Consider the following 25,292-nt stretch of genomic DNA (forward strand, 5'->3'; position numbering starts at 1 on the left):
GTCGCGGATGCTGTGCACTACGGTAGCGAATCCGCGGACGGACGAGGGACACCACGCTGTGCCGGCCCGCCGGGGCGGTCGTACCATGGACCGCATCACCCAGGACGGTCTGGTGTGGGAGGGAGGCGACGATGCGCGTCACGATCGACGAGGTCGAGATCCCGACGTCCGGGAGCTCAGCCGTGTTCGACACGGTCCAGGAGGTCGCGAACACGCTCGAAGCGGAGATCTGGTCCACCGACGACTTCGCTCTGACCTCCGCCATGACCCTGCCCGAGTACCGCGACCAGCGGTTCCAGCGACGCGTCCTGCTCGCCGCCGTCCTCGACGGCCGTGTGGTCGGTCGCGGCTGGCTCGGGTACGGCACCGAAGCCGACGCGGCGACGGCCTCCCTGGACGTCGGCGTCCTCCCCGACGCGCGTCGTCAAGGGATCGGCACAGCGCTCCTGTCGGAGCTGGAGCGACGGGCCCTCGCGGCCGGTCGCCCGACGGTGACCGCCTTCACCCAGCACGCCGTCGACGACATCCCGGCCGGCGAACCGCTCCTCGGTGCGAGCGTCGGCGATCGGGCGATCCCCGCGAACGCCGCGGCCAGCCGGTTCATGCTCGATCGTGGATACGCCCTCGCCCAGGTCGAGCGGACCAACCGCTGCGACCTCGCCACGACGCTCGGGGAGCTGCCGGACATCGTCGCTGCGTCGACCGCCCGAGCCGGGCACGAGTACCGCCTCGTGCACTGGTTGGATCGCACCCCCGACGAGCTGCTCGGCTCGCTCGCGACGGCCCGCGAACACATGGCGACGGACATCCCGGCCGCCGATCTGGAGCTCGACCCCGAGGTCTGGACGCCCGAGCGGGTCCGCGCCCGCGAGGACCAGCTGGCGGCGTCTGGCGACCACGCGATCGTCGTCGCCGCCGTCCACCGCGACAGCGGCACGGTCGCCGGGTACAGCGAGCTCGTCCTCGGCGAGGGCAAGGAACACGCGGAGCAGTGGGACACGCTCGTGCTCGCCGACCACCGGGGACACGGCCTCGGACTCTGGATGAAGGCGGCGAACCTCCTCGCACTCGCCGATCAGGCACCCGAGCGGTCCCGGATCTACACCTGGAACGCCGACGAGAACGCGCACATGCTCGCGATCAACGACCGACTCGGTTTCCGCATCGTCGGCTACTCCGGAGAGTGGCAGCGCCGACTCCCCCGCAGCGACTGATCGTCAGGTGCGGCGCTGGCACACGGGACAGCGGTGCGAGCCCCGGTTCATGAACTGCTCGCGGACGATGAGCGTGCCGCAGCGCGCGCACGGTTTGCCCTGCCGGCCGTAGGCGTTCAGGCTGTGGGCGAAGTACCCCGCCTGACCGTTGACGTTCACGTACTGGGCGTCGAAGCTCGTCCCGCCCTCGGCGAGGGCCTTGGCGAGCACGGAGCGGACCTCTTCGAGCAGCCGGCCGGCGCGTCCGAGCCCGAGACGGGCGGTCTCCTGCTCGGGGTGGATGCGCGCCGCCCAGAGCGACTCGTCCGCGTAGATGTTGCCGATCCCGCTGACCAGGGTCTGATCGAGGAGCGCCCGCTTCACACCGGTGCGTTTCTCGCGCAGTCGTCGGAGGAAGACGGCGTCGTCGAAGGCCGGGTCCATCGGGTCGCGGGCGATGTGAGCGACCTGGTCGGGCACCATCGCGACCTCGTCGCCGAACCCACCTGCGGCTCCGTCCGTCGTCGGGACGAGCGCGGTCACTGCCATGGAGCCGAAGATCCGCTGGTCCACGAAGTGCAGCCAGAGCTCGCCGTGCTCGGGATGCTCCAACTGCAAGCGGATGCGCAGGAGTCGGTCGGCGTCATCGCCAGGTGACCGGAGCAGCATCTGCCCGCTCATGCCCAGGTGACCGACGATCGCCTCATCGTCGTCGAGAGGGAACCAGAGGAACTTCCCGCGTCGGACGGCCGATCGGATGGTCCGCCCCGTCAGCCGTGCGGTGAAGTCGGCGACACCACTCGCGTGGCGGCGCAGGGAGCGTTCGTCGAAGACCTCGACGCCGGCGATCGTCGCCCCGCTGACGGCGGGCTCCAAGCCGGCGCGGACGACCTCGACCTCAGGGAGTTCCGGCACTGATCCTCGACCAGGCTTCCAGGGCCGCGGCCATCTCGGCGTGCTTCTTGCTCGTGCCGGAGCCCGTCGCCGTGACGGCGGTGCCCACGGTGACCGTCGCGACGAACCGTCGGTTGTGGTCGGGGCCGGAGCTGGCGATCTCGTAGACGGGCGCCGGCGCACCGATGGCCGCGGCGGCCTCCTGGAGGCTCGTCTTCGGGTCCATCGCCGCACCGAACCGCTCAGGGTTCTCGAGCAGGGGGTTCACCAGCCGCAGGACGAGTGCCGTCGCCGCGTCGGGACCGGCCGACAGATACGTCGCGCCGATGACCGCCTCCATCGTGTCGGCCAGGATGGACGCCTTGTCGCGGCCACCGGTCTGGTCCTCGCCCTTGCCGAGCTTGATCCGCTCGCCCAGACCGATCGAGCGTGCGACCTCAGCGAGCGCGATCGTCGAGACGAGGCTCGCACGTCGCTTCGCCAGCTGCCCTTCGTCGAGGTGCGGGAAGTCGCGGTAGAGCATGACGGTGACGGCCTGCCCGAGGATCGAGTCGCCGAGGAACTCGAGGCGCTCGTTGTGCGGGAGTCCACCGTGCTCGTACGCGTACGAGCGGTGCGTCAGCGCCAGGTCGAGCAGCTCGTACGAGACGTCGACGCCCAGTTGCCGTGCGAAAACGACCACACCGGGATCGGTCTCCGATGCGGAGCCGATTCCGGTGTGGTCGGAATGATTCGTGTTCACGCTGTTCGAACGCGGACGTTCAACGCGCGGATCAGACGTCTGCGACCTTGCGGCCCTTGTACTCGAGGTACAGGGCGGTGCCCTGCGAGTCCTCGACGACCTTGGCGCGGTGCGGCAGGCTGTACGTGACGCGGCCGTTCTCCACCGTCTTCACGAGCGTCGGCACGGCGGCCTTCCACTGCGAGCGACGCGAGCGGGTGTTCGAGCGCGAGACCTTCCGCTTCGGGGGGTTTCCAGCCATGATCTATCTCTCTTCTGTGTCTGCAGCGGCGCGCTGGGCGCTACTGGCGTCTGTGTCAAGTACGGAGTCTGAGGACAAGCCCGCGAGCGCAGACCAGCGAGGATCTGCGACGTCGTGAGGGTGTCGTTCCGGACGTTCGGCCAGCCGCTCACCGGTCTCGGGGTCGAGTCCGGGGCAATCCGGCTGGCACACCGGCTGAAACGGTAATGCGAGAACTACCGCATCTCTGACCAGAGGTTCAAGATCCACGTGGTCGTCGTGAACCTCGAAGTCAGACGCTTCCGAATCAGGATACGCGAAAAGTTCCTGAATCTCGACTTCGACAGGCAGTTCGATGTCGCGGAGGCAGCGTCCGCACTCGCCGGTCGCCAGTGCGTCGACGTCGACGGTCACGAGGATCCCCTCGTGAACGGACTCGAGACGTATCTGCTCGGAGAGCGTCGTGCCCTCCTGGACGGCGACCAGACCCTCGCCCCAGCGCTCGGCGAGCACCACCTCGAGGTCGTGCTCGCGCATCTCCCCGGGACGGTTCACCAGATCGCGCACGTTGACGCTGAACGGCGAATTGTTCGTTCTCTTCCTAGTCACGATCGACGATTCTACGCCGAACCCGACCGGGAGGACGCCCTAGCCCTCCTGGAGGAAGGTCGCCACCACCTGCGGGACGTACGGGCTGACATCGCCACCGAGCGCGGCCACCTGCCGGACGAGTGAACTCGAGACGTGCGCATGCGCCGGATCAGGCAGGAGGAAGACCGTCTCCACGCCGGCGAGGCTGCGGTTCATGATGGCCATGGGCGTCTCGTACGCGACGTCGACCTGCGAGCGGATGCCCTTCACGAGCACGCTCGCGCCGACGTCCGTGCAGTAGTCGACGAGCAGGCCGACGTTCCACTGCGCGACGACGATGTTGTCGGGCAACCCGCCGTCCGCGATGGAGCGCTCGAGCAAGGACACCCGCTGCGGCATCGGCAGTAGCGCGGACTTGTCGGGGTTGTGCACGACCAGCACGTGCAGTTCGTCGAAGATGCGCGCCGCCCGCTCGATGACATCCAGGTGACCGAGGGTGACTGGGTCGAACGATCCTGGGACGACGGCGATCCGCTTCATGCCGCCAGCCTATCGGTGCTCAGTTCTTGGCGAGCGCGGCGCGGTCGGATTCGTCGAGGCGCCGGCGGAGCGCTTCGGCCAGCACCGGGTGGTCGGCGAGGTCGGGATCGGTGTCGAGGAGCTCGGCGGCATCCGCCCGCGCCTCGATGATGACCTCGCTGTCGTGCACGACCCGGAGCAGCTTGAGCGAGGACCGCCCGCCCGACTGCATGCTGCCGAGGACGTCGCCCTCGCGCCGCAGTTCGAGGTCGACCTGCGCGAGGTCGAAGCCGTCGAGCGTCGCGGCCACCGCGTCGACGCGCTCGCGTGCGGTGCTCTCCGCCTCCGCCGCGGTGACGAGCAGACACAGACCCGGGACGCCGCCTCGGCCGACGCGTCCGCGGAGCTGGTGGAGCTGCGACACCCCGAAGCGCTCCGCGTCGAGCACGACCATCGTCGAGGCGTTGGGGACGTCGACGCCCACCTCGATGACCGTCGTCGCCACGAGCACGTCGATCTCACCGGCGGCGAAGGCCCGCATCGTCCGGTCCTTCTCCTCCGCGCTCATCCGGCCGTGGAGGACGTCGATGCGTCGTGACGCGAGCAGTGGGTGGGTACGCAGCTGCTCCACCGTGGTGAGCACGGACGCGATCGGGCGCGCCGGGTCGGCGTCCTCCTCGAGCGCCTCACCGGGCTCGACCTCCTTGGCGTCGATCGCCGGGCACACCACGAACCCCTGCCGTCCCTGCGCGAGTTCCTCGGCGAGGCGTTCCCAGACGCGGGAGATCCACCGCGGGTGATCGGCCAGGGCGACCACGAAGCTCTCGATCCCCTGCCGCCCGCGTGGCAGCTCCTTGATGATGCTGACGTCGAGGTCGCCGAAGACGGTCATGGCCACGGTCCGTGGGATCGGCGTCGCGGTCAGCACGAGGACGTGCGGCGGTGTGCGTCCCTTCTGACGGAGCTGGTCGCGCTGCTCCACGCCGAAGCGGTGCTGTTCGTCGACGACGACCATCCCCAGATCGGCGAAGGTCACGGCGTCACCCAGCAGCGCGTGCGTCCCGATCACGATCCGCGCCTGGCCTGCGACGATCCGCAGCAGCGCGCGTTTGCGATCGGACGTCGGCAGCTGGCCGGTGAGCAGCGTCGGCATGAGCTCGGCCGAGAGGTCGGGGCCGAGCGAACGGACGATCGACCGCAGGTGCTGCGCCGCGAGGACCTCGGTGGGCGCCAGGAGCACCGACTGTCCCCCGCTGTCGGCGACGGCCGCCATGGCCCGGAGGGCGACGAGCGTCTTGCCCGAACTGACCTCGCCCTGGACGAGCCGGTTCATCGGATTGGGCTGCGCGAGGTCGGCCGCGATCTCCGTGCCGACCGTCTGCTGGTCGCCGGTCAGCTCGAACGGGAGCGCGGCATCGAGGCGCTCGAGGTAGCCGCCGGCTTTCGGCACGCGGGGTTCGGCCGCCAGCGCACGGGTGGCCGCACGCTGCTGGAGCAGGGCCGTCTGGAGGAGGTACGCCTCCTGGTACCGCAGGCTGCGGCGACCGCGCTGCCAGTCGCGGTCGACCGTCGGGCGGTGGACGGCACGGATCGCGGCGTCGAAGGAGAGCTCACCCCTCGCCGCCCGGACCGACCGCGGGACGGGGTCCTCCTGCGGCGGCAGGGCGTCCAGAACCAGCTCGACGGATTGTCTGAGGTTCCAGCTCGTGATCGTGCTCGTCGCCGGGTAGATCGGGATGGGCGCCTCCGACCACGCCTTCGCCTGGGCGTCGGCGAGCGCCGGGGCTTCAGCGTCGTCGGGGAAGATCTGGTACTGCGGGTGGGCGAGCTGATAACTGCCGCGGTAGTCGCCGACCTTGCCTGCGAAGATGCCGCGGAGTCCCGGCCGGAGTTCGTTCGCGCGCCAGGGCTGGTTGAAGAAGGTGAGGTTGAGCCGACCCTGACCGTCGGAGATGACGACCTCGAGGATGGAACCCTTGCGTTGCTTCATCTGGCGGTCGCGGACCTCGAGGACGTCGGCGACGATCGTCACGTCCTCGCCGAGCGGCAGCAGGCCGATGACCGTCAGCTCGCCGCGCTTCGCGTAGCGACGCGGGTAGTGCTCCAGGAGGTCGCCGACGGTCTCGACGCCGAACGCCTTCTGGAGTGCCGTCGCGGTCCGTCCGCCGAGGACACCGCCGAGCTTCGTGCCCAGCTCGATCCCCGTCATGCCGTCGATTCTATTCGGGACCTCGGACACGGCGGTTCGCCCGGCTTCGCGCAGCCTGCGAGGATGGGACCATGGCCGGCATCAGGATCATCTCGGGTTTCGCCGGATCACGCACGATCCGGGTCCCGGGCAGCGGGACACGACCGACGAGCGATCGCGTCCGCGAGGCACTCTTCTCCGCGTTGGAGGCCCGCGACGTGCTCGCCGGAGCCGAGGTGCTCGACCTGTACGCAGGGTCGGGGTCGCTGGGACTCGAGTGTGCCAGCCGGGGTGCCGCGGTCGTCACCCTCGTCGACCGAGGGTCGGAGGCGGCGAAGCTGTGTCGCGACAACGCGAAGATCGTGACCTCGGCAGCACCTCGCGGTGCGGCACCACGCATCACGGTGCACGCCAAGTCGGTCGGCGCCTACCTGTCCGGGGCGACGGTCCCGTCCGACCTCGTCTTCATCGATCCCCCGTACGACCTCCCCGAGGCGGAGCTCACGGCCAACCTCGCCGCGCTCGTCGGTCTGGTCACCGACGACGGGCTCGTGCTCGTCGAGCGGAGCTCACGCTCGCCCGAACCGACCCTTCCCCCAGCGCTCGAGGTCCTGCGGAAGAGCACCTACGGCGAGACCGTCGTCTGGTGGATCACGCCGGTCTGAGTCAGCGCGTCACGGTCACCGCGTCACCGCACGGTCCTCGCGCCACAACGGCCGGGAACACCGCTCAACCGGACGCGTCGTCCCAGTCGCGGTAGGGGTCCCAACCGGCGCGACCGTCGTAGGCCAGACCGTCGACGAGGACTCCGGCACCGGTCCGGGCCGTGCCGATGGTCCGGAAGCCGGTGGGGATCGTGGTGGCGGCCGGGAACGTCGCCAGGAGGGAGTGGTCCTCGCCGCCGGCGAGGGCGAGCGCCACGTCGGCACCCAGGTCCTCGGCCCGGAGGTCGATCGCGACCCCACTCGCCCGCGCGAGGCGACCGGCGTCGAGCGCGAGCCCGTCCGACAGGTCGAGCATCGCCGTGGCACCGGCGACGGCGGCGACGACACCGGCGGCGATCGGTGGCCGTGGCGCGAGTTGTGCCTCCACCTCGACCCGGTGATCGCGTCGCAGGCCGGCCGCTGCCTCGACCGAGGGCACGCCGTCGGCGTCGACCCCGCGTGAGAAGAGGAGTCGCAGGCCTGCCGCAGCCGAACCCAACTCCCCCGCGACCGCGACCACATCGCCGGGTCGCGCTCCGTCGCGTCGGACGGGGGCACGACCCTCGAGGTCGCCGAACGCTGTCACCGCGATCATGAAGACGTCGGACACGGCCAGATCGCCTCCGACGACACCGCAGCCGGGCGCGAGCTCGGCACAGGCGTCGCGCAGTCCGTCTGCGAACCCGTCGAGCACGGCGACCGGCAGGTGCTTGGGCATGGCGAGTGCGACGACGAGTGCCGTCGGACGCGCCCCCATCGCCGCGACGTCCGCCAGGTTGCTGGCCGCAGCCTTCCACCCCAGGTCGTGGGCGCTCGACCATGCCAGCCGGAAGTCCGGCCCATGGATCATCGTGTCCGTCGTGACGACGAACCGACCGTCCGGCGCCAGGACGACCGCGGCATCGTCACCCGGCCCGAGGAGTTCGGCGTCGGCGTGCGGCAGGCGAGGGAAGATGCGCTCGAGCAGCTCACCCTCGGCGAGGTCCCCGACACAGGGCCCTACGGTTCCGTGATCGTCGGACGCGCTCCCAGACTCGTTCATGGGATCAACGGTAGCCTGGTGGGCGATGTCCCCGATTCGTGTGCTCCTCGCCACCGCCCTCGCCGCAGCCGCAACCCTGGCCCTCGCCGGCTGCGCGCCCGCCGTCGCGCTCGAACCCGCCGCCGATGCGAACAACCCGCAGTGCGCGGAGGTCACGGTGCGTCTGCCCGACGTCGTCGCCGAGCTGCCCGAGCGAGGGACCGACGCCCAGGCCACCGGCGCCTGGGGCGATCCCGCGACGGTCCTCCTGCACTGCGGCGTCGCGATCCCCGGCCCGACCACGCAGCAGTGCCAGTCGGTGAACGGCGTCGACTGGATCATCGACGACGCCGACGCGCCGAACTACCGGTTCACCACCTTCGGGCGCACGCCCGCGGTCGAGATCGTGCTCGACGGCGACGCCGTCGCCAGCAGCACCGTCCTGGCCGATCTGGCGCCTGCCGTGTCCGTGCTCCCGGTCACCGGGAAGTGCACCGCACTCGGCGACGCCGACGTCCCGATCCCCACCGACGGCTGACCGTTCCGGCGCCGCTGCGTTCAGGAGCGGGCGCGCGCGACCTCGATCAGCTCGGTGATGAGCTCGGGGTAGCTGAGCCCCGAGGCCAACCAGCAGCTCGGGAACATCGAGATCGGGGTGAACCCCGGCATGGTGTTGACCTCGTTGACGACGAAGCCGTCCGCGGTCAGGAAGAAGTCGACCCGGGCGAGCCCCGCGCAGCCCAACGCCTCGAACGCCCGACGAGAAAGGTCCTGCATCTCCGACAACTGCTCGGGACGAAGATCGGCGGGGCAGACGAGCTCGATACCGGGGGCGTCGAGGTATTTCGCCTCGAAATCGTAGAAGTCGCGTCCGGTCACGACGACCTCGCCGGCCACCGAGACCCGAGGTGGCTCGCCGGGGAGGGACTCGAGGACCGCACATTCGACCTCGCGGCCCACCAGACCGGTCTCGACGAGCACGGTCGAGTCCTCGGCGAGGGCCAGTTCGATCGCCGCACGGAACGCGTCCGGCGTCGACACCTTCGACACGCCGACGCTCGAACCGGCTCGCGCCGGCTTCACGAACGCCGGTGACCCGAGCGATCCGAGCGACGCGAGCACCTCCTCGGGTGCCGTGGCCCAGTCGTGGGCGGTGAACCGCACCCACGGGGCGACGGCGATCCCGGCGGCCTGGAGCACCGTCTTCGTGAAGTGCTTGTCCATGCCGAGGGAGGACGCGAGGACGCCGGAGCCGACGTACGGGAGGTCGACGAGCTCGAGCATGCCCTGCACGGTGCCGTCCTCGCCGAACCGACCGTGGAGGATCGGGAAGACGATGTCGATGGGGCCGAGGGTGAACGGGACGCCGTCCTCCCCGACGACGGTCAGCTCACGGCTGCCGATGCGCTCAGGCCAGCGCACGGCCGGCCGCGAGGGGTCGACCTCCGGCAAGTGCGCGGGGTCGAGCGCGTACCGGCTCGGGTCGTCGACCTCGAGGACGTACGAGCCGTCGTGGGCGATCCCGACCGGGTAGACGTCGTACCGTTCGCGGTCAATCGCGGCGAGGACGCCGCCCGCCGTTGCGCAGCTGATCGAGTGCTCGCTTGAACGGCCTCCAAAGAGCACCACCACTCCGGTCTTGTGCGTCATCGTTGCTTCTCTCCCCCTGGGGTTCGTCGTCGTCGGTCGTGAGGTGCGGTGCGATGTCCTTCGGGTCGAGCGTGCCGTCGAGCACCTGCTTGACCTGTTCGACGATGGGCATCGCGACCCCCTTCGCCTTGGCCAGCTCGAGCACCGGCGCCACGGACGCGAGCCCCTCCGCGGTCTGCTGCATCTGTTTGACGACGTCGTCGAACTGATACCCCTGGCCGAGAAGACGCCCCGCCGTGTTGTTGCGGGACAGCGGCGACTGGCAGGTCGCGATGAGGTCGCCGAGCCCGGCCAGGCCCGAGAGGGTCTCCGGCTGCGCGCCGTGGGCCACCGCGAAGTCGGTCATCTCGACCAACCCGCGCGTGATGATGGAGGCCTTCGTGTTCTCGCCGTAGCCGACGCCGTCGACGATGCCGATCGCGACGGCGATGAGGTTCTTGAGCACACCGCCGAACTCGGTGCCGATGACGTCGGTGTTCACGAAACTGCGGAAGTACCGGTTGCGCGCGAGGAGCGCGACCGTCTGCGCCGTCTCGAGGCTCTCCGAGGAGATCACGGCGGCCGTCGGCTGCTCGCGGGCGATCTCGAGCGCGAGGTTGGGGCCCGAGGCGACGGCGATGCGTGACGGGTCGATGTCGAGGGTCTCGCGGATGACCTCGCTCATCCGGGATCCGCTGCGACGCTCGACGCCCTTCATGAGCGAGACGACGATGGTGCCGTCCTCGAGGTGCGGGCGGAGCGCGATGAGGTTGTCGCGCAGGGACTGGCTCGGGACGGACAGGAACACGACCGAGGCACCGCGCACGGCGTCGACCATGCTCGCGGTCGCCGTCATCCGCATCGGCAGATTGATCCCGGGCAGGTAGTCGCTGTTGCGCTTGGCCTCGGTGATCTCGCGGGCGAGCTCGGGCCGTCTGGCCCACATGACCACGTCGGAGCCACCGTCTGCGAGGATCTTGCCGAACGTCGTGCCCCAGCTGCCCGCTCCGAGCACGGCGACCCTCGTGGCGGCCGGTGGTTGCGGAACGTTCCTAGGACTCAAAGCGGCCTGTCTCCTTCTGCTGGTGTTTCGAGGGATCCCAACGCTCCGTGGGAGCTTGGGCACCGCGCAGTTCCTCGCAGAGGGCGGTGATGGCCTGCATGACGACCTCGGTCGCCTCGTTCAGCGTCTTCGAGTCTAGCTGCCGCCCGGCGAAGGCCGAGAGGTCCACCGGCTCGCCGATGGCGACCTCGACGCGCTTCCGCAAGGGGAACACCCGCAGCTTGCCGTACCGGGGCATGACCTCCTGCGTGCCCCAGTGCGCCGCGGGGATGATCGGCAGGCCGTGCGTGAGGGCGATCCGGACCGCGCCGGTGCGCCCGCGCATCGGCCACAGGCCCGGATCACGGGTGAGCGAACCCTCGGGGTATACGACGACGCCCTGACCGCGTTCGGTCAGGTGTGCTGCAGCGCTGACCGGGTCCATCCCGCGGGCGGAACCCTCGCGCTCGACGGGGATCTGGCCGGACTTCCGCAACAACCACCCGACCACCGGGACCTTGAACAGACTGCCCTTCGCCATGAAGCGGGGCTGTCGCCCGAGCCGCCAGACGGCCACGCCCATGATCAGCGGGTCGAACTCGCTGTCGTGGTTGGGCGACAGGATGAACGGCCCCTCCTGCGGCAGGCGTTCGCCGTGCCGGACGCGGAGCTTGACGAGAGCACTGAACGGCGGGATCGCGATCGACGACAGCAACCAGTAGATCGACGGCCTCGACCGTTCCACCCCCACGGCGGACTACTTCGTTTCGAGGACGAAGTCAGCACCGAGCTGCTGGAGCTTCACGATGAAGTTCTCGTACCCACGGCTGATGATGCCGACGTTGCTGACCGTCGACTTGCCCTCGGCGGTGAGCGCCGCGATGAGGTGGCTGAAGCCACCGCGGAGGTCGGGTACCTCGATGTCGGCACCGTGCAACGGAGTCGGTCCGTTGATCACGGCGGCCTGCTCGAGGTTGCGCCGCGGCACCCGACGAGGCGTACCCGACAGCCCGTTGGGGTGCACGACGATGTTCGCGCCCATGGTGTTGAGCGCGTCCGTGAAGCCGAAGCGGTTCTCGTAGACGGTCTCGTGGACGATCGACTCGCCCGTCGCCTGCGTCAGCGCGACGATGAGAGGCTGCTGCCAGTCCGTCATGAAGCCGGGGTGCACGTCGGTCTCGATGACCACGGGCTTCAGCTCCTCCTTGCGGTAGAACCGGATGCCGTCGTCGGTGATGTCGAACCCGCCACCGGCCTTGCGGAAGATGTTGAGGAACGTCATCATGTCCTGCTGCTTCGCGCCGCCGACGAAGACGTCGCCGTCGGTCGCGAGCGCGGCCGACGCCCAGCTCGCTGCCTCGTTGCGGTCGCCGATGGCCGTGTGGTCGTACCCCTCGAGCTTGTCCACGCCCTCGATGAGGATCACGCGGTTCGGCTCGTAGGAGATGATCGCGCCCATCTTCTGGAGGACGGCGATGAGATCCATGATCTCCGGCTCGATCGCCGCACCCTTGAGCTCCGTGGTGCCCTTGGCACGGACCGCCGTGAGCAGGACCTGCTCCGTGGCGCCGACGCTCGGGTACGGCAGATGCACCGTCGTCCCGTGGAGACCGTTCGGTGCCGAGAGACGGATGCCCTGCGGGAGCTTCTCCACGACCGCGCCGAACTTGCGGAGCGCGTCGAGGTGGAAGTCGATGGGGCGGTCGCCGATGCGGCAGCCTCCGAGGTCGGGGATGAACGCCGCCCCGAGGCGGTGGAGCAGCGGCCCGCAGAACAGGATCGGGATCCGGGAGAAGCCGGCGTGTGCGTCGATCTCCTCCATGTGCGCGGACTCGACGTTGGTCGGGTCGAGGCGGAGCTCGTTCGGGTTCTCGCCCTCCGTCACGTCCACGCCGTGGATCTCGAGCAGGGAGCGGACCACCCGGACGTCGCTGATGTTCGGCACGTTGCGCAGGACGCTGACGTTCTCGCCGAGCAGCGAGGCCACCATCGCCTTGGTCACGAGGTTCTTGGCACCCTTGACCTCGATCCGGCCTCTGAGCGGGATACCGCCGTTGATCGTGATGCGGTCGACATCGAGTCCGACCGACGAGCCTGCCGCCTGTGACGCCTGGACGAGTGAATTCAAACCGGTACCTACTGCCTTGCTACTTGACGGGAATGGTGCGGGGCAGCCAGTTCGGCCGCCGGGCCTCGAACGCGGTGATCTGCTCTTCGCTACGGAGCGTCAGCCCGATGTCATCGAGTCCTTCGATGAGCCGCCACCGAGTGTAATCGTCGACCTGGAACGAAACCGTGAGATCGCCGACCGTGATGGTGCGGGTGATGAGGTCGACGACGGAATCGGAGCCGGGAGCGGCTTCGATCGCAGCCCAGAGCTGCTCGAGCTCTTCCTCCGTGACCTGGGCGGCCAGGAGGCCCTGCTTCCCGGAGTTGCCGCGGAAGATGTCGCCGAAGCGGGACGACACGACGACCTTGAACCCGAAGTCGCGCAAGGCCCACACGGCGTGCTCACGCGACGAGCCGGTGCCGAAGTCGTGCCCGGCGACGAGGATGCTCGCGCCCTGGTAGGCCGGCTGGTTCAGGATGAAGTCGGGGTCCTGGCGCCATCCGGCGAAGAGTGCGTCCTCGAAGCCCGTCTTCGTGACGCGCTTCAGGTAGACGGCGGGGATGATCTGATCGGTGTCGACGTTGGAGCGCCGCATCGGAGCGGCGACGCCGGTGACGGTCGTGAACTTGTCCATCAGGCGTGCACGCCTTCCTGCTCGGTGGCCGCGTGTCTGCCGGGCTCGACCTCGAGATCGGCCGGGCTGGAGAGCGTGCCTCGGATGGCGGTCGCCGCGGCGACGAGCGGTGAGACGAGGTGCGTGCGGCCGCCCTTGCCCTGGCGACCCTCGAAGTTGCGGTTCGACGTCGAGGCGCAGCGCTCCCCCGGAGCGAGCTGATCGGGGTTCATCCCGAGGCACATGGAGCATCCGGCGAACCGCCACTCCGCACCGAAGTCGGTGATGATCTTGTCGAGCCCCTCGGCCTCCGCCTCGATCCGAACCCGGGCGGAACCCGGGACCACCATCACTCGCACACCCTCGGCCTTCGTGCGGCCCTCGATGACGGATGCGAACGCCCGCAGGTCTTCGATCCGGCTGTTCGTGCAGGAGCCCATGAAGACCGCGTCCACCGGGATCTCCTTCATCGGGGTACCGGCTTCGAGTGCCATGTACTCCAGCGCGCGCTCGGCGGCGGAGCGCTCGTTCGGGTCGGCGATGGCCGCGGGGTCGGGAACGTTCTCGCTGAGCGAGACGCCCTGGCCCGGGTTGGTGCCCCAGGTGACGAAGGGTTCCAGCGCGTCGGCGTCGAGGAAGACCTCGGCGTCGAAGGCGGCGCCTTCATCGGTCGCGAGGGTGTCCCAGTAGGCGACGGCTTCGTCCCAGTCGGCTCCGGTCGGAGCGTGCGGGCGGCCCTGCAGGTAGTCGTAGGTGATCTGGTCCGGGGCGACCATGCCGGCACGGGCACCGGCCTCGATCGACATGTTGCAGATCGTCATGCGGCCCTCCATGGAGAGCGCACGGATCGCCGAGCCGCGGTATTCGAGGACGTAGCCCTGCCCGCCGCCGGTGCCGATCTTCGCGATGACGGCGAGGATGATGTCCTTCGCGGTCACGCCCGGCCGCAACGTGCCTTCGACGGTGATCGCCATGGTCTTGAACGGCTTCAGCGGCAGCGTCTGCGTGGCCATGACGTGCTCGACCTCGCTGGTGCCGATGCCGAAGGCCATGGCCCCGAAGGCGCCGTGGGTCGAGGTGTGCGAGTCGCCGCAGACCACCGTGATCCCGGGCATCGTGAGGCCGAGCTGCGGCCCGACGACGTGCACGATCCCCTGATCGAGGTCGCCGAGGGAGTGGATCCGCACCCCGAACTCCGCGGCGTTGCGACGGAGGGTCTCGATCTGCGTGCGGCTGGTGAGGTCGGCGATCGGCTTGTCGATCGCGAGCGTCGGGGTGTTGTGGTCCTCGGTCGCGATCGTGAGGTCGACGCGACGCAGCGGCCGGTCGGCCAGGCGGAGACCGTCGAAGGCCTGCGGGCTCGTCACCTCGTGGACGAGGTGCAGGTCGATGTAGATGAGGTCGGGCGTGCCGTCCTCACCCTTGACGACGAGGTGGTCGTCCCAGACCTTCTCGGCGAGCGTGCGCGGGTGCTCGGGAATGCTCGGGACGGACGGATCGGCGTTCAGCTGCGACATGTCGTGGAATTCCTTCAAACGATGAGTGGTCAGGCGTCAGCGACCTCCGCGACGAGGGAGCCTGGATCTAGGCCTCGTCGCGGCTGGGAAGGAGGAGCAGCCCGGACAACATTCGCCCAGCGTACCACCCGGTCCGTGGCGAAGCCGTCGGCACCGTCGTCGCTCGAGGGGACGCCGGTGCCGACACCGTGCTACTTCGGCGCGTCGATCCCGACGCGGTACTGCCCCTGGTCGTTGATGACCTCGACGGCCACCGGGTAGCTCTTCGCGTTGTACGAGAACGTGCACTCGAACTGTGTCCCGGTCGTGGCCGGCTGATCGCTCGGGCACTCGACCTTCTCGACGTCTGCGAGGCCGAAGTCCTGCTTGAGCACCTCGGCCACACCGGTCTGCACCGAGCCGCGGTCGAGCATCGGCGTGAACAGGCGACCGACCGAGAGGAGGGTGAGCGGGACGGCGATGAGCGATGCGGCGACCGCACCGATGAGCACGCCGGTCCAGAGTTTGCGCCCAAGTGGCTTGCGCGCGGGTTTCCGGCTCGGAGCAGGCTGCTGGCCCGCGACGCCGTACTCGGGGCCGGGACGGAACGGACCGGTCTGCTGTGGACCGGACTGCGATCCTTGCTGTTGCGGACCTGGCTGGAACGGGCCGGTCGGGTGCTGCGCCTGTCCCGGACCGAAGGGCTGTGGCCCGGTCGGGCGTGTCTGACCGTAGGGCGGCTGGCCCTGCGGCCCCTGAGGCTGGCTCTGCGGCCGGCCCTGCGGCGCGCCGAGCGGACGTCCCTGTGGAGCCTGACCGGGGGCCCGACCCTGCTGAGGACCCCCGGGCGCGTGACCGGGCTGACCAGTCGATGTCGGGGGCCGGAACCCGTCCGGACCGCCTGGCCGCCCCTGCTGCTGCGGCTGCTGGTTCGGGCCTGCGTTCGAGGGCCGCTGCTGCTGCACCCACGGCTGCCCACCGGGCGCGCCGGCGAACGGCGCTCCAGGCTGGGTGGGCGGCTGCGGCGCTGGACCGTTGGACTGCTGCCCTGGGGCGTCTCCCTGCGGACGGGGCCCTCCGCCGGCCTGACCAGGCGCGGACGGCTGAGACGGGCCGTTCTGCGACGGGACGCCCTGCGGTGGTCCGTTCTGACCCTGCGGCGCGCCGTTCTGGGGTGCACCGTTCTGCGGCGGCGTCTGACGCTGCGGGCTTCCCGGTCCGAACTCCAGGCGAGGTGCGTTCGGGTCGGGGAATCCCGGCGGCTGCTGGTCGGGGCGCAGGGGGCCGCCGACCGGGGGCTTTCCGAGGTCCTCGGGCTTCTGGTCGTCGGTCATTTCCTCAACTCCTCGATCCGATCCCAGAACGCGGCCTGATCGGCCGCCGGGATCACCGTCACGTCGAATCCTGATGGTGCGGTCGGCAGGTCCTCGAGCGTCGACGTGCCCGACACCTCGAAGCCGGCCTGCAACTGCAGCGTCGTCTTGCTCTCGACCGTCCCGCTCAACTCCATTTTCACGAGGCCGCCCTCGGCGTTCTGGAAGATCGTCACCGGGAGGAGCGTCGCGAGGTCGTCCTCGCTGAACGACGCGACGAGGTCGTCCGGGAGGTCGAACAGCGTCCCGACGGCCAGCACGCTCTCGAGGCTCGCGCTCGTCGAGATCTGCGAGGAGCCGTCGTTGCGCATCGAGACGACGACGCTGCTGAGCGCGCCGTCCCCCGAGCTGCGAGTGGTTTCGACCGCGCTGTAGATGTCGCACGCGATGGAGATGCCGGGGTAGACGCAGGCCGGCCCGAGCGAACCTTCGGCGTCCTCGTCAGCCACGTACTGCGTCTGGACGGCCACCCACTCCGTGGGCGCGAGCTCCTTGAGTTCACCGCCGAGCAGCAGGAGGTCGTAGTCGACTCCCGCCTGGTGATAGATGTCGACGGTGTCCCCGTCGGCCGAGCCCTTGTCCTGGCTGAACGACGCGGTCGGGTCGCCGAAGAGCACGACCGAGTCGTTCTCGTGCGACTCGAGGTCTCCCGAGACGGCGTGGACGTATGCCGACCCGATCACGTCCGGCGCCTGGCCGATCTGGGCTGACAGCAACTCCAACCTCGCCTCGGCGAGATCCTGCATGTAGCTCTGCTGGGCGGCGGCGTCGGGGAACGCCGATCCGGGCGTCGTGCACGCGCTCAAGGCGAGCGCGGCGCTCCCGGCCAGAGCCAGGACGCCGATCCGCCGCCGGCGTCGCGTCATACTCGCGCTGGCGGTCATGACCCCTCCGCCAGAGCGTCGTTGTACAGGGTGAGCGCCCGCTGTCCGAGGACGGGGCCCTCGAGCCAGGAACCGTCGCCGCGCGAGGTGACCGAGGTGACGTACCCGGCGCCGGTGGCGGGATCCAAGCGGGTGAGCCAGCCCCCGCCCGAGCAACCCGGGGTCATGAGGCAGTCGACCCGGTATCCGGCGTATCCCTTCGTGGCGGCCTGGCTCGCGCAGTAGCGCTGCGACTGTCCGTCGAACGGTGCGGCGGACGGATACCCGATCACCGTGATGCCCTCGGGCGGCGTACCGAACGAGATGCCCTGACCGCCGGTCACCTCCTGGATCTTCTGGCCTGCAGCGTTCGGGGCGAGCCGGATGAAGGCGAAGTCGTAGGCCCAGCCGTTGCCGCTCGTCGCACCGCTGGCGTCCGAGGTCGCCTCACTCGTGAACTCGTCGGGGACGTAGGTGCTGACCCCGGCCCACTGCCCGTAGGGCTGGGTCTGGCCGTTGGCCGCGTCGGCCGGGATGAAGATGATGTTCTCGGCGAGCTGTTTGCCGTACGTGTCCCAGACGCAGTGGCCCGCCGTCAGGACGAGGTCCATGGTCGGGGCGTTGACGACGCTCGCGGAACAGACGTACGTGGCACCGCCGATGGAGAAGTACAGACGTCCCTGCGTCGCCGCCGCCAAGCCGGTCGCCGGGTACGGGTCGCCGGCTGCTGTCGGGGTGATGGCCTTGACGTCGACGTCCGGACCGACCCCGGTACTCGGGTGCACGACCACGCCGGTGGCCTGGTCGCCCGTGAGCGTGTCCTCACCCGGCTTCAGATCCGGTGCCGTCGCTCCGCCGAACTTGTCGTCGGTCCAGTAGTCGTTGACCTCCTGAGGACTCGCGTCGAAGTCCTTGCGCAGCGTGTCGTCGGTGCCGCCGGCGACGTCGACGACGGGGCCGGCACCGCCGGCCACGGGCTCCCCCGTCACCGGGATGGAGCACCCCGTCAGCAGGGCGGCGAGGATCAGGACTGCGGCTGTCGCCGGAGCGCGGCGCTTCTGCTTCACGGTCACCCGGCCAAGCTAGCACGCAGCGGCACTCGGCGAGATCGGTGCGGGCCCTGCCTTCGGAGCGTCCCGGAAGGCCCGCGTGGCCATCCCGAGGCGCACTCGAGCCGCCAAATGAACGAAGCCCCGCTTCCTGATGACTCAGGAAAGCGAGGCTTCGTTCGGTGTTGTGACCCCAACGGGATTTGAACCCGTGCTGCCGCCGTGAGAGGGCGGTGTCCTAGGCCGCTAAACGATGGGGCCGTAAGCAACGGATATGAGTATGCCATACGATTTCGAGCCGTACAAATCGAGGCCACCAGCGGCATCCGACGGGCGTGTCGCGCGGTGGTCGTGCTCGGGCGGACGCGGTCACGCGAGCACTCGGAGGGCGCCGGGGACCACGTCGATCGTGACCGGCAGCGGACCGATGCGCTCCCCGTCGGCGTAGGCCGTGATGCCGTCCGCGGCGATCGAGACCGAACGGACCCTCGACAGTTGCACGATGTCGAGATCCGTGTGGGCACCCGAGAAGACCTTGGGGAACAGCCGGAGGAACCGGAATCGGGACACGGGTGTGACGACGAAGAGGTCGAATCGGCCGTCGGCGAGGTCCGCCTGCGGCGCGATGAGCATGCCTCCACCGATCGAGGTGTTGTTCGCGACGGCGAGGAGGACGGCGTCGACCGTCTCCGGCGCCCCGTCCACGGTCAGCTCGTACCGGCGGGGTCGCAGGGCCAGGAGCTCACGGAGGATCGCGATCGTGTACCGACTGCGCCCGCGCGGCCGTCGCATGCGGTTCGCCCGTTCGTTGACGAGGGCGTCGAAGCCTGCGGACACCGCACCGACGAACCAGGTCGTCCGCTCGCCGTCCGTCACCGTGCCGGCGTCGATCACGCGCGGCTCGCCCTCGAGCGCACGGAGCAGGGACGCGATCGCGGCTGCGGGATCCCCCAGCGGGATCCCGAGTCCCCTGGCGATGTCGTTGCCCGTACCGGACGGGACCACGCCGAACGGCAGGCCCGAGTCCCGCACCGCCTCGACGGCCAGACTCACCATGCCGTCGCCACCGACGACGACGAGCGCGTCCAACCCAGCCTCGATGGCAGTCTGCACCGCGCTCCGGAGCTGCCCGACGGTCTGCTCCTGCAGACGGACGGCGCGGTGCCCGGCTTGCTCGAGGGCGTCGAGCACCATCGGGCCAACGGCTCGGGTCGAGCCGAACGACGCGGTCGGGTTGATGGCGACGCCGATGCGTCGGGGCTGCGTGGTCACCTGCCGATTCTGACAGGCCCACGGCGGCTGGATACCCGGACGACCGGGTTGCCCCCGGCGCTCCCACGGTATTCACTCGTCCTATGAGACTCACGAAGTTCGAACATGCAGCATTCCTCCTCGAGACGGACGGCGCCAAGCTGATCGTCGACCCGGGCGCGTTCACGTCGCCGATCGCCGATGTGGAGCACACCGCGGCGGTCCTGATCACGCACCTGCACCCCGACCACTGGACCGCGGAGCACCTCGACCGCATCCTCGCCGCGAGCCCGGAGGCCGTCCTCTACGGACCGGCCGGTGTCGCCGCCGCCGCGGACGGCTACGACATCACCGTCGTCGCTCCGGGAGACGTGGTCGAAGCCGGGCCGTTCACGCTCCGCTTCTTCGGAGGGACCCACGCGGTCATCCATTCGTCGATCCCGGTGATCGACAACGTGGGCGTCCTCATCAACGACCTGGTGTACTACCCCGGCGATTCCTTCGCCGTCCCTGAGGGCGTCGAGGTCGACGTCCTGGCCGCCCCGGCTGGTGCACCGTGGATGAAGATCTCCGAGGGCATGGACTTCGTCACCGCCGTCGCGCCGAAGCGCGCGTTCGGGACACACGAGATGGTGCTCTCAGGGCCGGGACAGAGCATGTCGCACGACCGCCTGCAGTGGGCGACCGAACAGGGCGGCGGGACCTACTACCCGCTCGCCCCGCTCGACACGCTCGAGGTCTGAGCCGGATCGACTACCGGCGGCGGAAGTTCGCCGCCGCCGGGCAGTCGAACGGGTCGCGGGCTGAGAGCCCGACCCGGTTGAGGTACTCGATGACGATGGCGTAGGACTGCAGCAGGGTCGTCTCGGTGTACGGCACCTGCTGGGTCTCGCAGTGCTCTCGAACGATGACGCGAGCACGGGCCAGAGCCGGGCGAGGCATGCTCGGGAACAGGTGGTGCTCGATCTGGTAGTTCAGGCCGCCCATGAAGGTGGCCATGCCGAAGCCGCGGACGTTGCGCGAGGTCAGCACCTGCTTGCGGAGGAAGTCGAGCTTCATGTCGGCCGGGATGATCGGCATGCCCTTGTGGTTCGGCGCGAAGGACGCACCCATGTAGACACCGAAGACCGCGAGCTGGACGCCGAGGAACGCGAACGCCATGCCGACGGGCAGGAAGAGGAAGATCGCAGCCAGGTACAGACCGACGCGGGCGACGATCATGCTGATCTCGGCGGCGCGGCCGTCGACCTTGCCCGGACCGAAGAGGGTCTTGAAGGACAGCGCGTGGAGGTTGATGCCCTCCAGCATGAGGAGGGGGAAGAAGAGGTAGCCCTGCTTCCGGGTGATCAGCGCCTGCAGGCCTTTCGCCTTCGCCGCGTCCTCCTCGATGAAGGAGATCGTGTCGATCTCGATGTCGGGGTCCTTGGTGACCTGGTTCGGGTTCGCGTGGTGGCGCGTGTGCTTCGTCATCCACCACGAGTAGCTGATGCCGACGATGCCCGCCGCGAGGAAGCGGCCGGCGCGGTCGTTCGCCCGACCCGACTCGAAGACCTGACGGTGCGAGGCCTCGTGGGCGAGGAAGGCGAACTGGGTGAGGATGATGCCGAGCGCGCCGGCGATGAGCAACTGGAACCAGGACTCGCGGAGCAGGACGAACCCGGTGACGCAGCCGAGGAGCGCGATCACGAGGAACGAGAACGTCAGGATGTAGAACATGCGGTGGCGGCGGAGGAGTCCCGCCTCGCGAACCGTCTTCAACAGCGACGAGTAGGAGCTGGTGACGTTCGTGGCGCCGGGCTTGCGGGGGCTCGTGGCACGAACCGGGCCGAGGATGGCTTCAGTTGACATGGGCACTCCGGAGGAATCGTGTCGACTTCCCAGCCGGGGTGGTGAGCGGACGCTCGGGCGAGCATGCGCTCTGCAGATGGCCTCAGCCTACGGTCGACGGCTGGGGAATCACCGCAGACCGCGAGATCCGCTGGAGATACCCAGGCATCACGTCGAATGTCGGAAAAAGATGCAGAATTGGCCAATCCGTTACGTGTTCGGCTGCCGTTTCGAGCCGAGATGGGCTAACGTGGATCGAAGTTGTTGTGTTGCGCAGGTATTTCAAGCCGCGTTTCCACCGATGGATACGCTGCTTTTCTGAGGAGCGAGCAAAGAACACCGCGACGAACGGGCCCGAAAGTCGGGAACGGTCACTCATGAAAGAGGAAATACATGTCAACTGGAACTGTGAAGTGGTTCAACGCCGAAAAGGGCTTCGGATTCATCACTCCTGACGACGGCAGCGCCGACGTCTTCGCACACTTCTCCGCCATCGCGACGAGCGGCTACCGCTCGCTCGAGGAGAACCAGAAGGTCGAGTTCGAGACCAACCAGGGCCCCAAGGGCCTGCAGGCCGAGAACATCCGCCCCCTCTGATTCTCTGATCAGTCGGAGCTGACGATCCGAGCGGCCGGTCATTCCAGCCCTCGCGTCTGAGACACCGAGAACCGCCCCTGACGTTCGCGTCAGGGGCGGTTCTGTGTGTCCGGGGTAGGTTTCGTGTCTCCGGGGCGGTTCCGTTCCGCGCCTCCGGCCGACTCTCCTGCGGCTATTCCTGGACGGGGAGGATGAGCTCCGGTCCATCGCCCTGCAACGGCGCCACCCGGTGGAAGACGAGCTGCTCCGCGACGTCGGTCGCTGCGGACACCATCTCGTCGACCTCGTCCTGGTCGGCCTCGTGGTGCGGATCGAGCCAGGCGTCCCAGCATTCCGGAGGCAGCGTCACGGGCGTCCGTGGGTGCAGCTCCTGCAAGGAACCGACCGCCGGCCGTGTGAGGATGGTCGCGCTCAGCACCCAACGCCGTGGGTCGTCGTCCGGTAGCGAGCGGTCGCGCCACCACGAGTAGAGGGCCGCGAAGACGATCGGTTCACCACCAGCGGTCTGCACGTAGTACGGAGTCTTCGTCGCGCCCTCGGTGTGCCACTCGTAGTACCCGGCGGCAGGGACCAACGCGCGCTTCTGTTTGACCGATGGCGCGAACGTGGGTTTGGTGGTGATCTCCTCCGCGCGAGCATTGAAGGTCGGGTACTGACTCTTCAGCTCGGTGGCGAACGACGGCACGAGTGACCACCGCGCCGATTCGAGCCGGCGGACCACCGGCCCCGTCTTCACCGAGTCGAGGATGATCGGGATCTGCTCGGTCGGGCGCACGTTGTACGAGGGCCCGGGCAGCTCGGCAGCCGCGTGGTCGATGTCGAAGAGCTCGATGAGTTCCTCGGTGGATTCGGTCACGACGAAACGTCCGCACATGGGCCCAGCGTACCGGGCGCCGCTGACACCGCGGACCGCGTGTCGGTGGGATGCGGGACCATGGTCGAGTCATCCGTCAGTCGTCGTCGAGACCGGATCGAGCCGGTTGACTTGTTCGAAGATATGTTCGAATATTGAGCCATGGCCCTCCGCGCACTCGTCGACTCCCCCGTCAGGGCGGACACCGCGACCGAGCTGCACGAACTCCAGGGGCGCATCAAGCGGATGCAGGGGACGCGCCTCGACACCCGGTCCCTGCCGACCGCTCCTGAGCTCTCCCGGCTCCTGCCCGGTGGTGCCCTCCAGGCCGGAGGCAGCTACTCCGTGCTCGGCTCCACGGCGCTCGCCATGTCGCTCATGGCCGGGCCGTCCGCAGCCGGGACGTGGTGCGCCGTCATCGGTCTCCCGTCGTTCGGCGTGGAGGCGGCGGCCTCCATGGGCATCGACCTCGAACGACTCGTCCTCGTCCCCCAGCCAGGTCCGGACTGGCTCACGGTCACCGCGGCCATGGCCGACGTCGCCGGCGTGCTCATCACAGCGCCTCCCGGACGGATCGCCCCGAGCGACGCCGCCAGACTCGCGGCTCGCCTCCGGCAGCGCGAGGCCGCACTGATCGTCCTCGGTTCCTGGCCGCAGAGCGATGCGACGTTGCGCGTGACCGAGAGCTCCTGGAGCGGCCTCGGGGCGGGGCACGGACATCTCCGAAATCGGCGGCTCACCGTCAGCTCGATGCTCGGCCAGGGGGCTGCGGGCCGGCCCAGGACCGCGCACCTGACGCTGCCCCTGGGATCGACCGAGGGTCGCACCGCGCCGCTCGCCGGCTCCGGCCTCATCGACGACGACACGGTCGTCCGGCTCCCGATGGTCGTGAACCGATGACGACCGAACCGCCTGCGGGACCGGTCGAGCGCACCATGGTCCTCTGGTGCCCCGACTGGCCGATCGTGGCGGCACGACTCTCTGGAGCGCTGTCCGAGGACACGACCGACGCTCCGCTGGCCCTGATCGAGCATGGTGAGGTCCTGGCCTGCGACGCCAGCGCACGTCGAGCAGGAGTGCGGCGAGGACTCCGTGTCCGCGAGGCCGAGGCCCGCTGTCCGGAACTGGCGACCGCCGACTACGACCCGGTCGTCGACACCCGCGCCTTCGAGCCGATCCTCCTCGGCATCGAGGAGCTCATGCCGGGCGTCCAGCCCTTCCGGGCCGGGCTCTGTGCCATCCGATCCCGAGGACCGAGCAGATACTACGGCGGCGAGTCGGCTGCGGCAGAGGTCCTCCTGGCCCGTCTCGACGAGCTCGGTGTCCCCGATGCACGGATCGGCATCGCCGACGGCCCCTTCGCCGCGGAGCAGGCCGCGAGGTCCACCGCGTTCCAGCAGGACGGCTCCCGGATCATCGTCATCCCCTCCGGAGCCTCTCCCGCTTTCCTGGCCCCGCTCCCCCTGTCCACCCTCGGGCGCCCCGAACTCAGCTCACTGCTGCACCGGCTCGGGATCAGCACCCTGGGGGCGTTCGGCGCACTGCCCGCGACCGAGGTCCGCGACCGCTTCGGCCCCGACGGCGCCCGAGCGCACCGCCTCGCAGCCGGCGCGGACGCCCGAAGCGTCGTCCCCCGCGTGCCGCCGACTGAGCTGGCCGTGTCGATCGCCTTCGAGCCCCCGCTCGACCGCATCGACCAGCTGACCTTCGGGTTCCGGCAGTCCGCGGAACGGTTCATCACCGGCCTGGCGGAAGCCGGCCTCGTGACCACCGCGATCACGATCAGCATGCGGAGCGAGCGCGGAGAGCGCTCCACCCGCACCTGGCTCCACCCACGCTGGTTCACCGCCGGCGACGTCCTCGATCGCGTGCGCTGGCAGTTGCAGGGCGCGTCCAACATCGATCACGGACTCGCCTCCCCCGTCGAACTCGTCGAGGTCGTCCCGGAGACCCTCGACGACGCTGCGGAACACGAGGAAGGACTCTGGGGCAGCGGACCGGACGAACGCATCCACAGCGGACTCGCCCGCGTCCAGAGCATGCTCGGCCACGACGGCGTCGTGACCGCGGTGCCGTCCGGCGGCCGCCTCCTCCTCGACCGCCGCATCCTCGTCCCCTGGGGCAGCGTTCCGCCGGGTGGTGAGGCAGCCGTGGCCGAACGTCGGAACCGGCCGTGGCCAGGGACCATCCCGGGAGCGGCTCCCTCGACCGTCTTCGACACCGCCGTGCCGGTCGAGGTCGTCGACGCGACGGGCCAGGCTGTGGCGGTCGACGAGCGCAGCACCGTGAGTGCAGCACCCGCACGGTTCTTCGCTTTCTCGGACTGGCACGTCATCGAGGGTTGGGCCGGCCCCTGGAGCATCGACGAACGCTGGTGGGACGACGACGGCCACCATCGCGTCCACCGTCTCCAGGTCCTCGACGACTCGGGTGACGCCTGGCTGCTCCTGCTGGAGGAGCAGCACTGGAGGGCCGAGGCCCGCTACGACTGAACCGCATCACGTCCGCACCACACCG

General features: G+C 69.4%; 26 protein-coding genes and 1 tRNA gene. 7 read left to right on the plus strand and 20 right to left on the minus strand.

The window, feature by feature from the left end; genetic code table 11:
* Nucleotides 1-131 precede the first annotated feature (131 nt).
* Entirely contained in the window at nucleotides 132-1,214 is a 1,083-nt protein-coding gene (locus IFU11_RS03170) for a GNAT family N-acetyltransferase (RefSeq protein WP_192018138.1), read from the plus strand.
* 3 nt (nucleotides 1,215-1,217) lie between these two features.
* Here IFU11_RS03170 and mutM read toward each other — a convergent pair whose 3' ends face one another.
* From mutM to IFU11_RS03200, 6 genes are all read right to left on the minus strand, one after another.
* Nucleotides 1,218-2,108, minus strand: a complete 891-nt coding sequence (mutM, locus tag IFU11_RS03175; RefSeq protein ID WP_191940866.1) for a bifunctional DNA-formamidopyrimidine glycosylase/DNA-(apurinic or apyrimidinic site) lyase — start codon at nucleotides 2,106-2,108, stop codon at nucleotides 1,218-1,220.
* Nucleotides 2,092-2,769 carry a ribonuclease III gene (gene rnc, locus IFU11_RS03180; RefSeq protein WP_086473824.1) on the minus strand — a complete coding sequence of 226 codons (678 nt, stop codon included), beginning with the start codon at nucleotides 2,767-2,769 and terminating at the stop codon, nucleotides 2,092-2,094. The genes mutM and rnc overlap by 17 nt, the downstream gene beginning before the upstream one ends.
* 91 nt (nucleotides 2,770-2,860) lie before the next feature.
* A complete protein-coding gene (gene rpmF / locus IFU11_RS03185; protein WP_056006932.1) occupies nucleotides 2,861-3,070 on the minus strand; it encodes a 50S ribosomal protein L32 in 210 nt (69 codons plus the stop codon).
* Nucleotides 3,071-3,073: 3 nt separating this feature from the next.
* Nucleotides 3,074-3,586, minus strand: a complete 513-nt coding sequence (locus tag IFU11_RS03190; protein ID WP_192018363.1) for a YceD family protein — start codon at nucleotides 3,584-3,586, stop codon at nucleotides 3,074-3,076.
* Between the two features lie 111 nt (nucleotides 3,587-3,697).
* Complete coding sequence (coaD, locus tag IFU11_RS03195; RefSeq protein WP_064296302.1) at nucleotides 3,698-4,180, minus strand: pantetheine-phosphate adenylyltransferase; 483 nt, start codon at nucleotides 4,178-4,180, stop codon at nucleotides 3,698-3,700.
* A 19-nt stretch (nucleotides 4,181-4,199) separates the two neighbouring features.
* Entirely contained in the window at nucleotides 4,200-6,368 is a 2,169-nt protein-coding gene (locus IFU11_RS03200) for an ATP-dependent DNA helicase RecG (protein WP_192018139.1), read from the minus strand.
* A 71-nt stretch (nucleotides 6,369-6,439) separates the two neighbouring features.
* On the opposite strand from IFU11_RS03200, the gene IFU11_RS03205 reads away from it, so the two are divergent.
* Nucleotides 6,440-7,012, plus strand: a complete 573-nt coding sequence (locus IFU11_RS03205; protein ID WP_192018140.1) for an RsmD family RNA methyltransferase — start codon at nucleotides 6,440-6,442, stop codon at nucleotides 7,010-7,012.
* Nucleotides 7,013-7,076: 64 nt separating this feature from the next.
* Here IFU11_RS03205 and thiL read toward each other — a convergent pair whose 3' ends face one another.
* Nucleotides 7,077-8,093 (minus strand): thiamine-phosphate kinase, encoded by a 1,017-nt coding sequence (thiL, locus tag IFU11_RS03210; protein ID WP_192018141.1) that lies wholly within the window; start codon nucleotides 8,091-8,093, stop codon nucleotides 7,077-7,079.
* Between the two features lie 25 nt (nucleotides 8,094-8,118).
* On the opposite strand from thiL, the gene IFU11_RS03215 reads away from it, so the two are divergent.
* A complete protein-coding gene (locus tag IFU11_RS03215) occupies nucleotides 8,119-8,610 on the plus strand; it encodes a DUF3515 family protein (RefSeq protein WP_192018142.1) in 492 nt (163 codons plus the stop codon).
* Between the two features lie 20 nt (nucleotides 8,611-8,630).
* Here the strand turns inward: IFU11_RS03215 and IFU11_RS03220 are convergent, their stop codons facing one another.
* The 11 genes from IFU11_RS03220 to IFU11_RS03270 form a co-directional block, all read right to left on the minus strand.
* A complete protein-coding gene (locus IFU11_RS03220; protein ID WP_192018143.1) occupies nucleotides 8,631-9,722 on the minus strand; it encodes a D-alanine--D-alanine ligase family protein in 1,092 nt (363 codons plus the stop codon).
* Nucleotides 9,625-10,716, minus strand: a complete 1,092-nt coding sequence (locus IFU11_RS03225) for an NAD(P)H-dependent glycerol-3-phosphate dehydrogenase (RefSeq protein WP_229938610.1) — start codon at nucleotides 10,714-10,716, stop codon at nucleotides 9,625-9,627. The genes IFU11_RS03220 and IFU11_RS03225 overlap by 98 nt, the downstream gene beginning before the upstream one ends.
* Nucleotides 10,717-10,753: 37 nt before the next feature.
* Nucleotides 10,754-11,494 carry a lysophospholipid acyltransferase family protein gene (locus IFU11_RS03230; protein ID WP_191940861.1) on the minus strand — a complete coding sequence of 247 codons (741 nt, stop codon included), beginning with the start codon at nucleotides 11,492-11,494 and terminating at the stop codon, nucleotides 10,754-10,756.
* 6 nt (nucleotides 11,495-11,500) lie between these two features.
* Nucleotides 11,501-12,871 carry a UDP-N-acetylglucosamine 1-carboxyvinyltransferase gene (murA, locus tag IFU11_RS03235; RefSeq protein ID WP_064296294.1) on the minus strand — a complete coding sequence of 457 codons (1,371 nt, stop codon included), beginning with the start codon at nucleotides 12,869-12,871 and terminating at the stop codon, nucleotides 11,501-11,503.
* Nucleotides 12,872-12,890: 19 nt separating this feature from the next.
* Entirely contained in the window at nucleotides 12,891-13,487 is a 597-nt protein-coding gene (gene leuD, locus IFU11_RS03240) for a 3-isopropylmalate dehydratase small subunit (protein WP_191940860.1), read from the minus strand.
* On the minus strand, nucleotides 13,487-14,983 hold the full coding sequence (gene leuC, locus IFU11_RS03245) for a 3-isopropylmalate dehydratase large subunit (protein WP_085510608.1): 1,497 nt from the start codon (nucleotides 14,981-14,983) through the stop codon (nucleotides 13,487-13,489). The genes leuD and leuC overlap by 1 nt, the downstream gene beginning before the upstream one ends.
* 191 nt (nucleotides 14,984-15,174) lie before the next feature.
* A complete protein-coding gene (locus tag IFU11_RS03250) occupies nucleotides 15,175-16,296 on the minus strand; it encodes a DUF4333 domain-containing protein (protein WP_192018144.1) in 1,122 nt (373 codons plus the stop codon).
* A complete protein-coding gene (locus IFU11_RS03255) occupies nucleotides 16,293-17,219 on the minus strand; it encodes a hypothetical protein (RefSeq protein ID WP_191940859.1) in 927 nt (308 codons plus the stop codon). Before IFU11_RS03255 ends, IFU11_RS03250 begins: the two co-directional genes overlap by 4 nt.
* Nucleotides 17,216-18,271: a trypsin-like serine peptidase gene (locus IFU11_RS03260; protein WP_121290177.1), complete on the minus strand. Its 1,056-nt coding sequence runs from the start codon at nucleotides 18,269-18,271 to the stop codon at nucleotides 17,216-17,218. The genes IFU11_RS03255 and IFU11_RS03260 overlap by 4 nt, the downstream gene beginning before the upstream one ends.
* Before the next feature lie 164 nt (nucleotides 18,272-18,435).
* Nucleotides 18,436-18,508: transfer RNA gene (locus IFU11_RS03265), tRNA-Glu, on the minus strand.
* A 108-nt stretch (nucleotides 18,509-18,616) separates the two neighbouring features.
* A complete protein-coding gene (locus tag IFU11_RS03270; RefSeq protein WP_192018145.1) occupies nucleotides 18,617-19,519 on the minus strand; it encodes a YegS/Rv2252/BmrU family lipid kinase in 903 nt (300 codons plus the stop codon).
* A gap of 83 nt (nucleotides 19,520-19,602) precedes the next feature.
* Here IFU11_RS03270 and IFU11_RS03275 point away from each other — a divergent pair, with 83 nt between their 5' ends.
* On the plus strand, nucleotides 19,603-20,241 hold the full coding sequence (locus IFU11_RS03275) for an MBL fold metallo-hydrolase (protein ID WP_124769078.1): 639 nt from the start codon (nucleotides 19,603-19,605) through the stop codon (nucleotides 20,239-20,241).
* A gap of 10 nt (nucleotides 20,242-20,251) precedes the next feature.
* On the opposite strand, the gene IFU11_RS03280 is transcribed toward IFU11_RS03275, so the two are convergent.
* On the minus strand, nucleotides 20,252-21,346 hold the full coding sequence (locus IFU11_RS03280; protein WP_191940856.1) for a fatty acid desaturase family protein: 1,095 nt from the start codon (nucleotides 21,344-21,346) through the stop codon (nucleotides 20,252-20,254).
* 372 nt (nucleotides 21,347-21,718) lie between these two features.
* On the opposite strand from IFU11_RS03280, the gene IFU11_RS03285 reads away from it, so the two are divergent.
* Complete coding sequence (locus IFU11_RS03285) at nucleotides 21,719-21,922, plus strand: cold-shock protein (protein ID WP_056006986.1); 204 nt, start codon at nucleotides 21,719-21,721, stop codon at nucleotides 21,920-21,922.
* Nucleotides 21,923-22,094: 172 nt separating this feature from the next.
* Here the strand turns inward: IFU11_RS03285 and IFU11_RS03290 are convergent, their stop codons facing one another.
* Nucleotides 22,095-22,796, minus strand: coding sequence for an SOS response-associated peptidase (locus IFU11_RS03290; RefSeq protein WP_192018146.1), 702 nt, complete (start codon nucleotides 22,794-22,796; stop codon nucleotides 22,095-22,097).
* A gap of 141 nt (nucleotides 22,797-22,937) precedes the next feature.
* Here IFU11_RS03290 and IFU11_RS03295 point away from each other — a divergent pair, with 141 nt between their 5' ends.
* A complete protein-coding gene (locus IFU11_RS03295; RefSeq protein WP_192018147.1) occupies nucleotides 22,938-23,675 on the plus strand; it encodes a hypothetical protein in 738 nt (245 codons plus the stop codon).
* Nucleotides 23,672-25,267 carry a DNA polymerase Y family protein gene (locus IFU11_RS03300; protein ID WP_192018148.1) on the plus strand — a complete coding sequence of 532 codons (1,596 nt, stop codon included), beginning with the start codon at nucleotides 23,672-23,674 and terminating at the stop codon, nucleotides 25,265-25,267. The genes IFU11_RS03295 and IFU11_RS03300 overlap by 4 nt, the downstream gene beginning before the upstream one ends.
* The last annotated feature ends 25 nt before the right edge of the window (nucleotides 25,268-25,292 follow it).

The sequence above is a fragment of the Plantibacter sp. CFBP 8804 genome, from assembly GCF_014841225.1.
GTDB classification, from domain to species: domain Bacteria; phylum Actinomycetota; class Actinomycetes; order Actinomycetales; family Microbacteriaceae; genus Plantibacter; species Plantibacter auratus.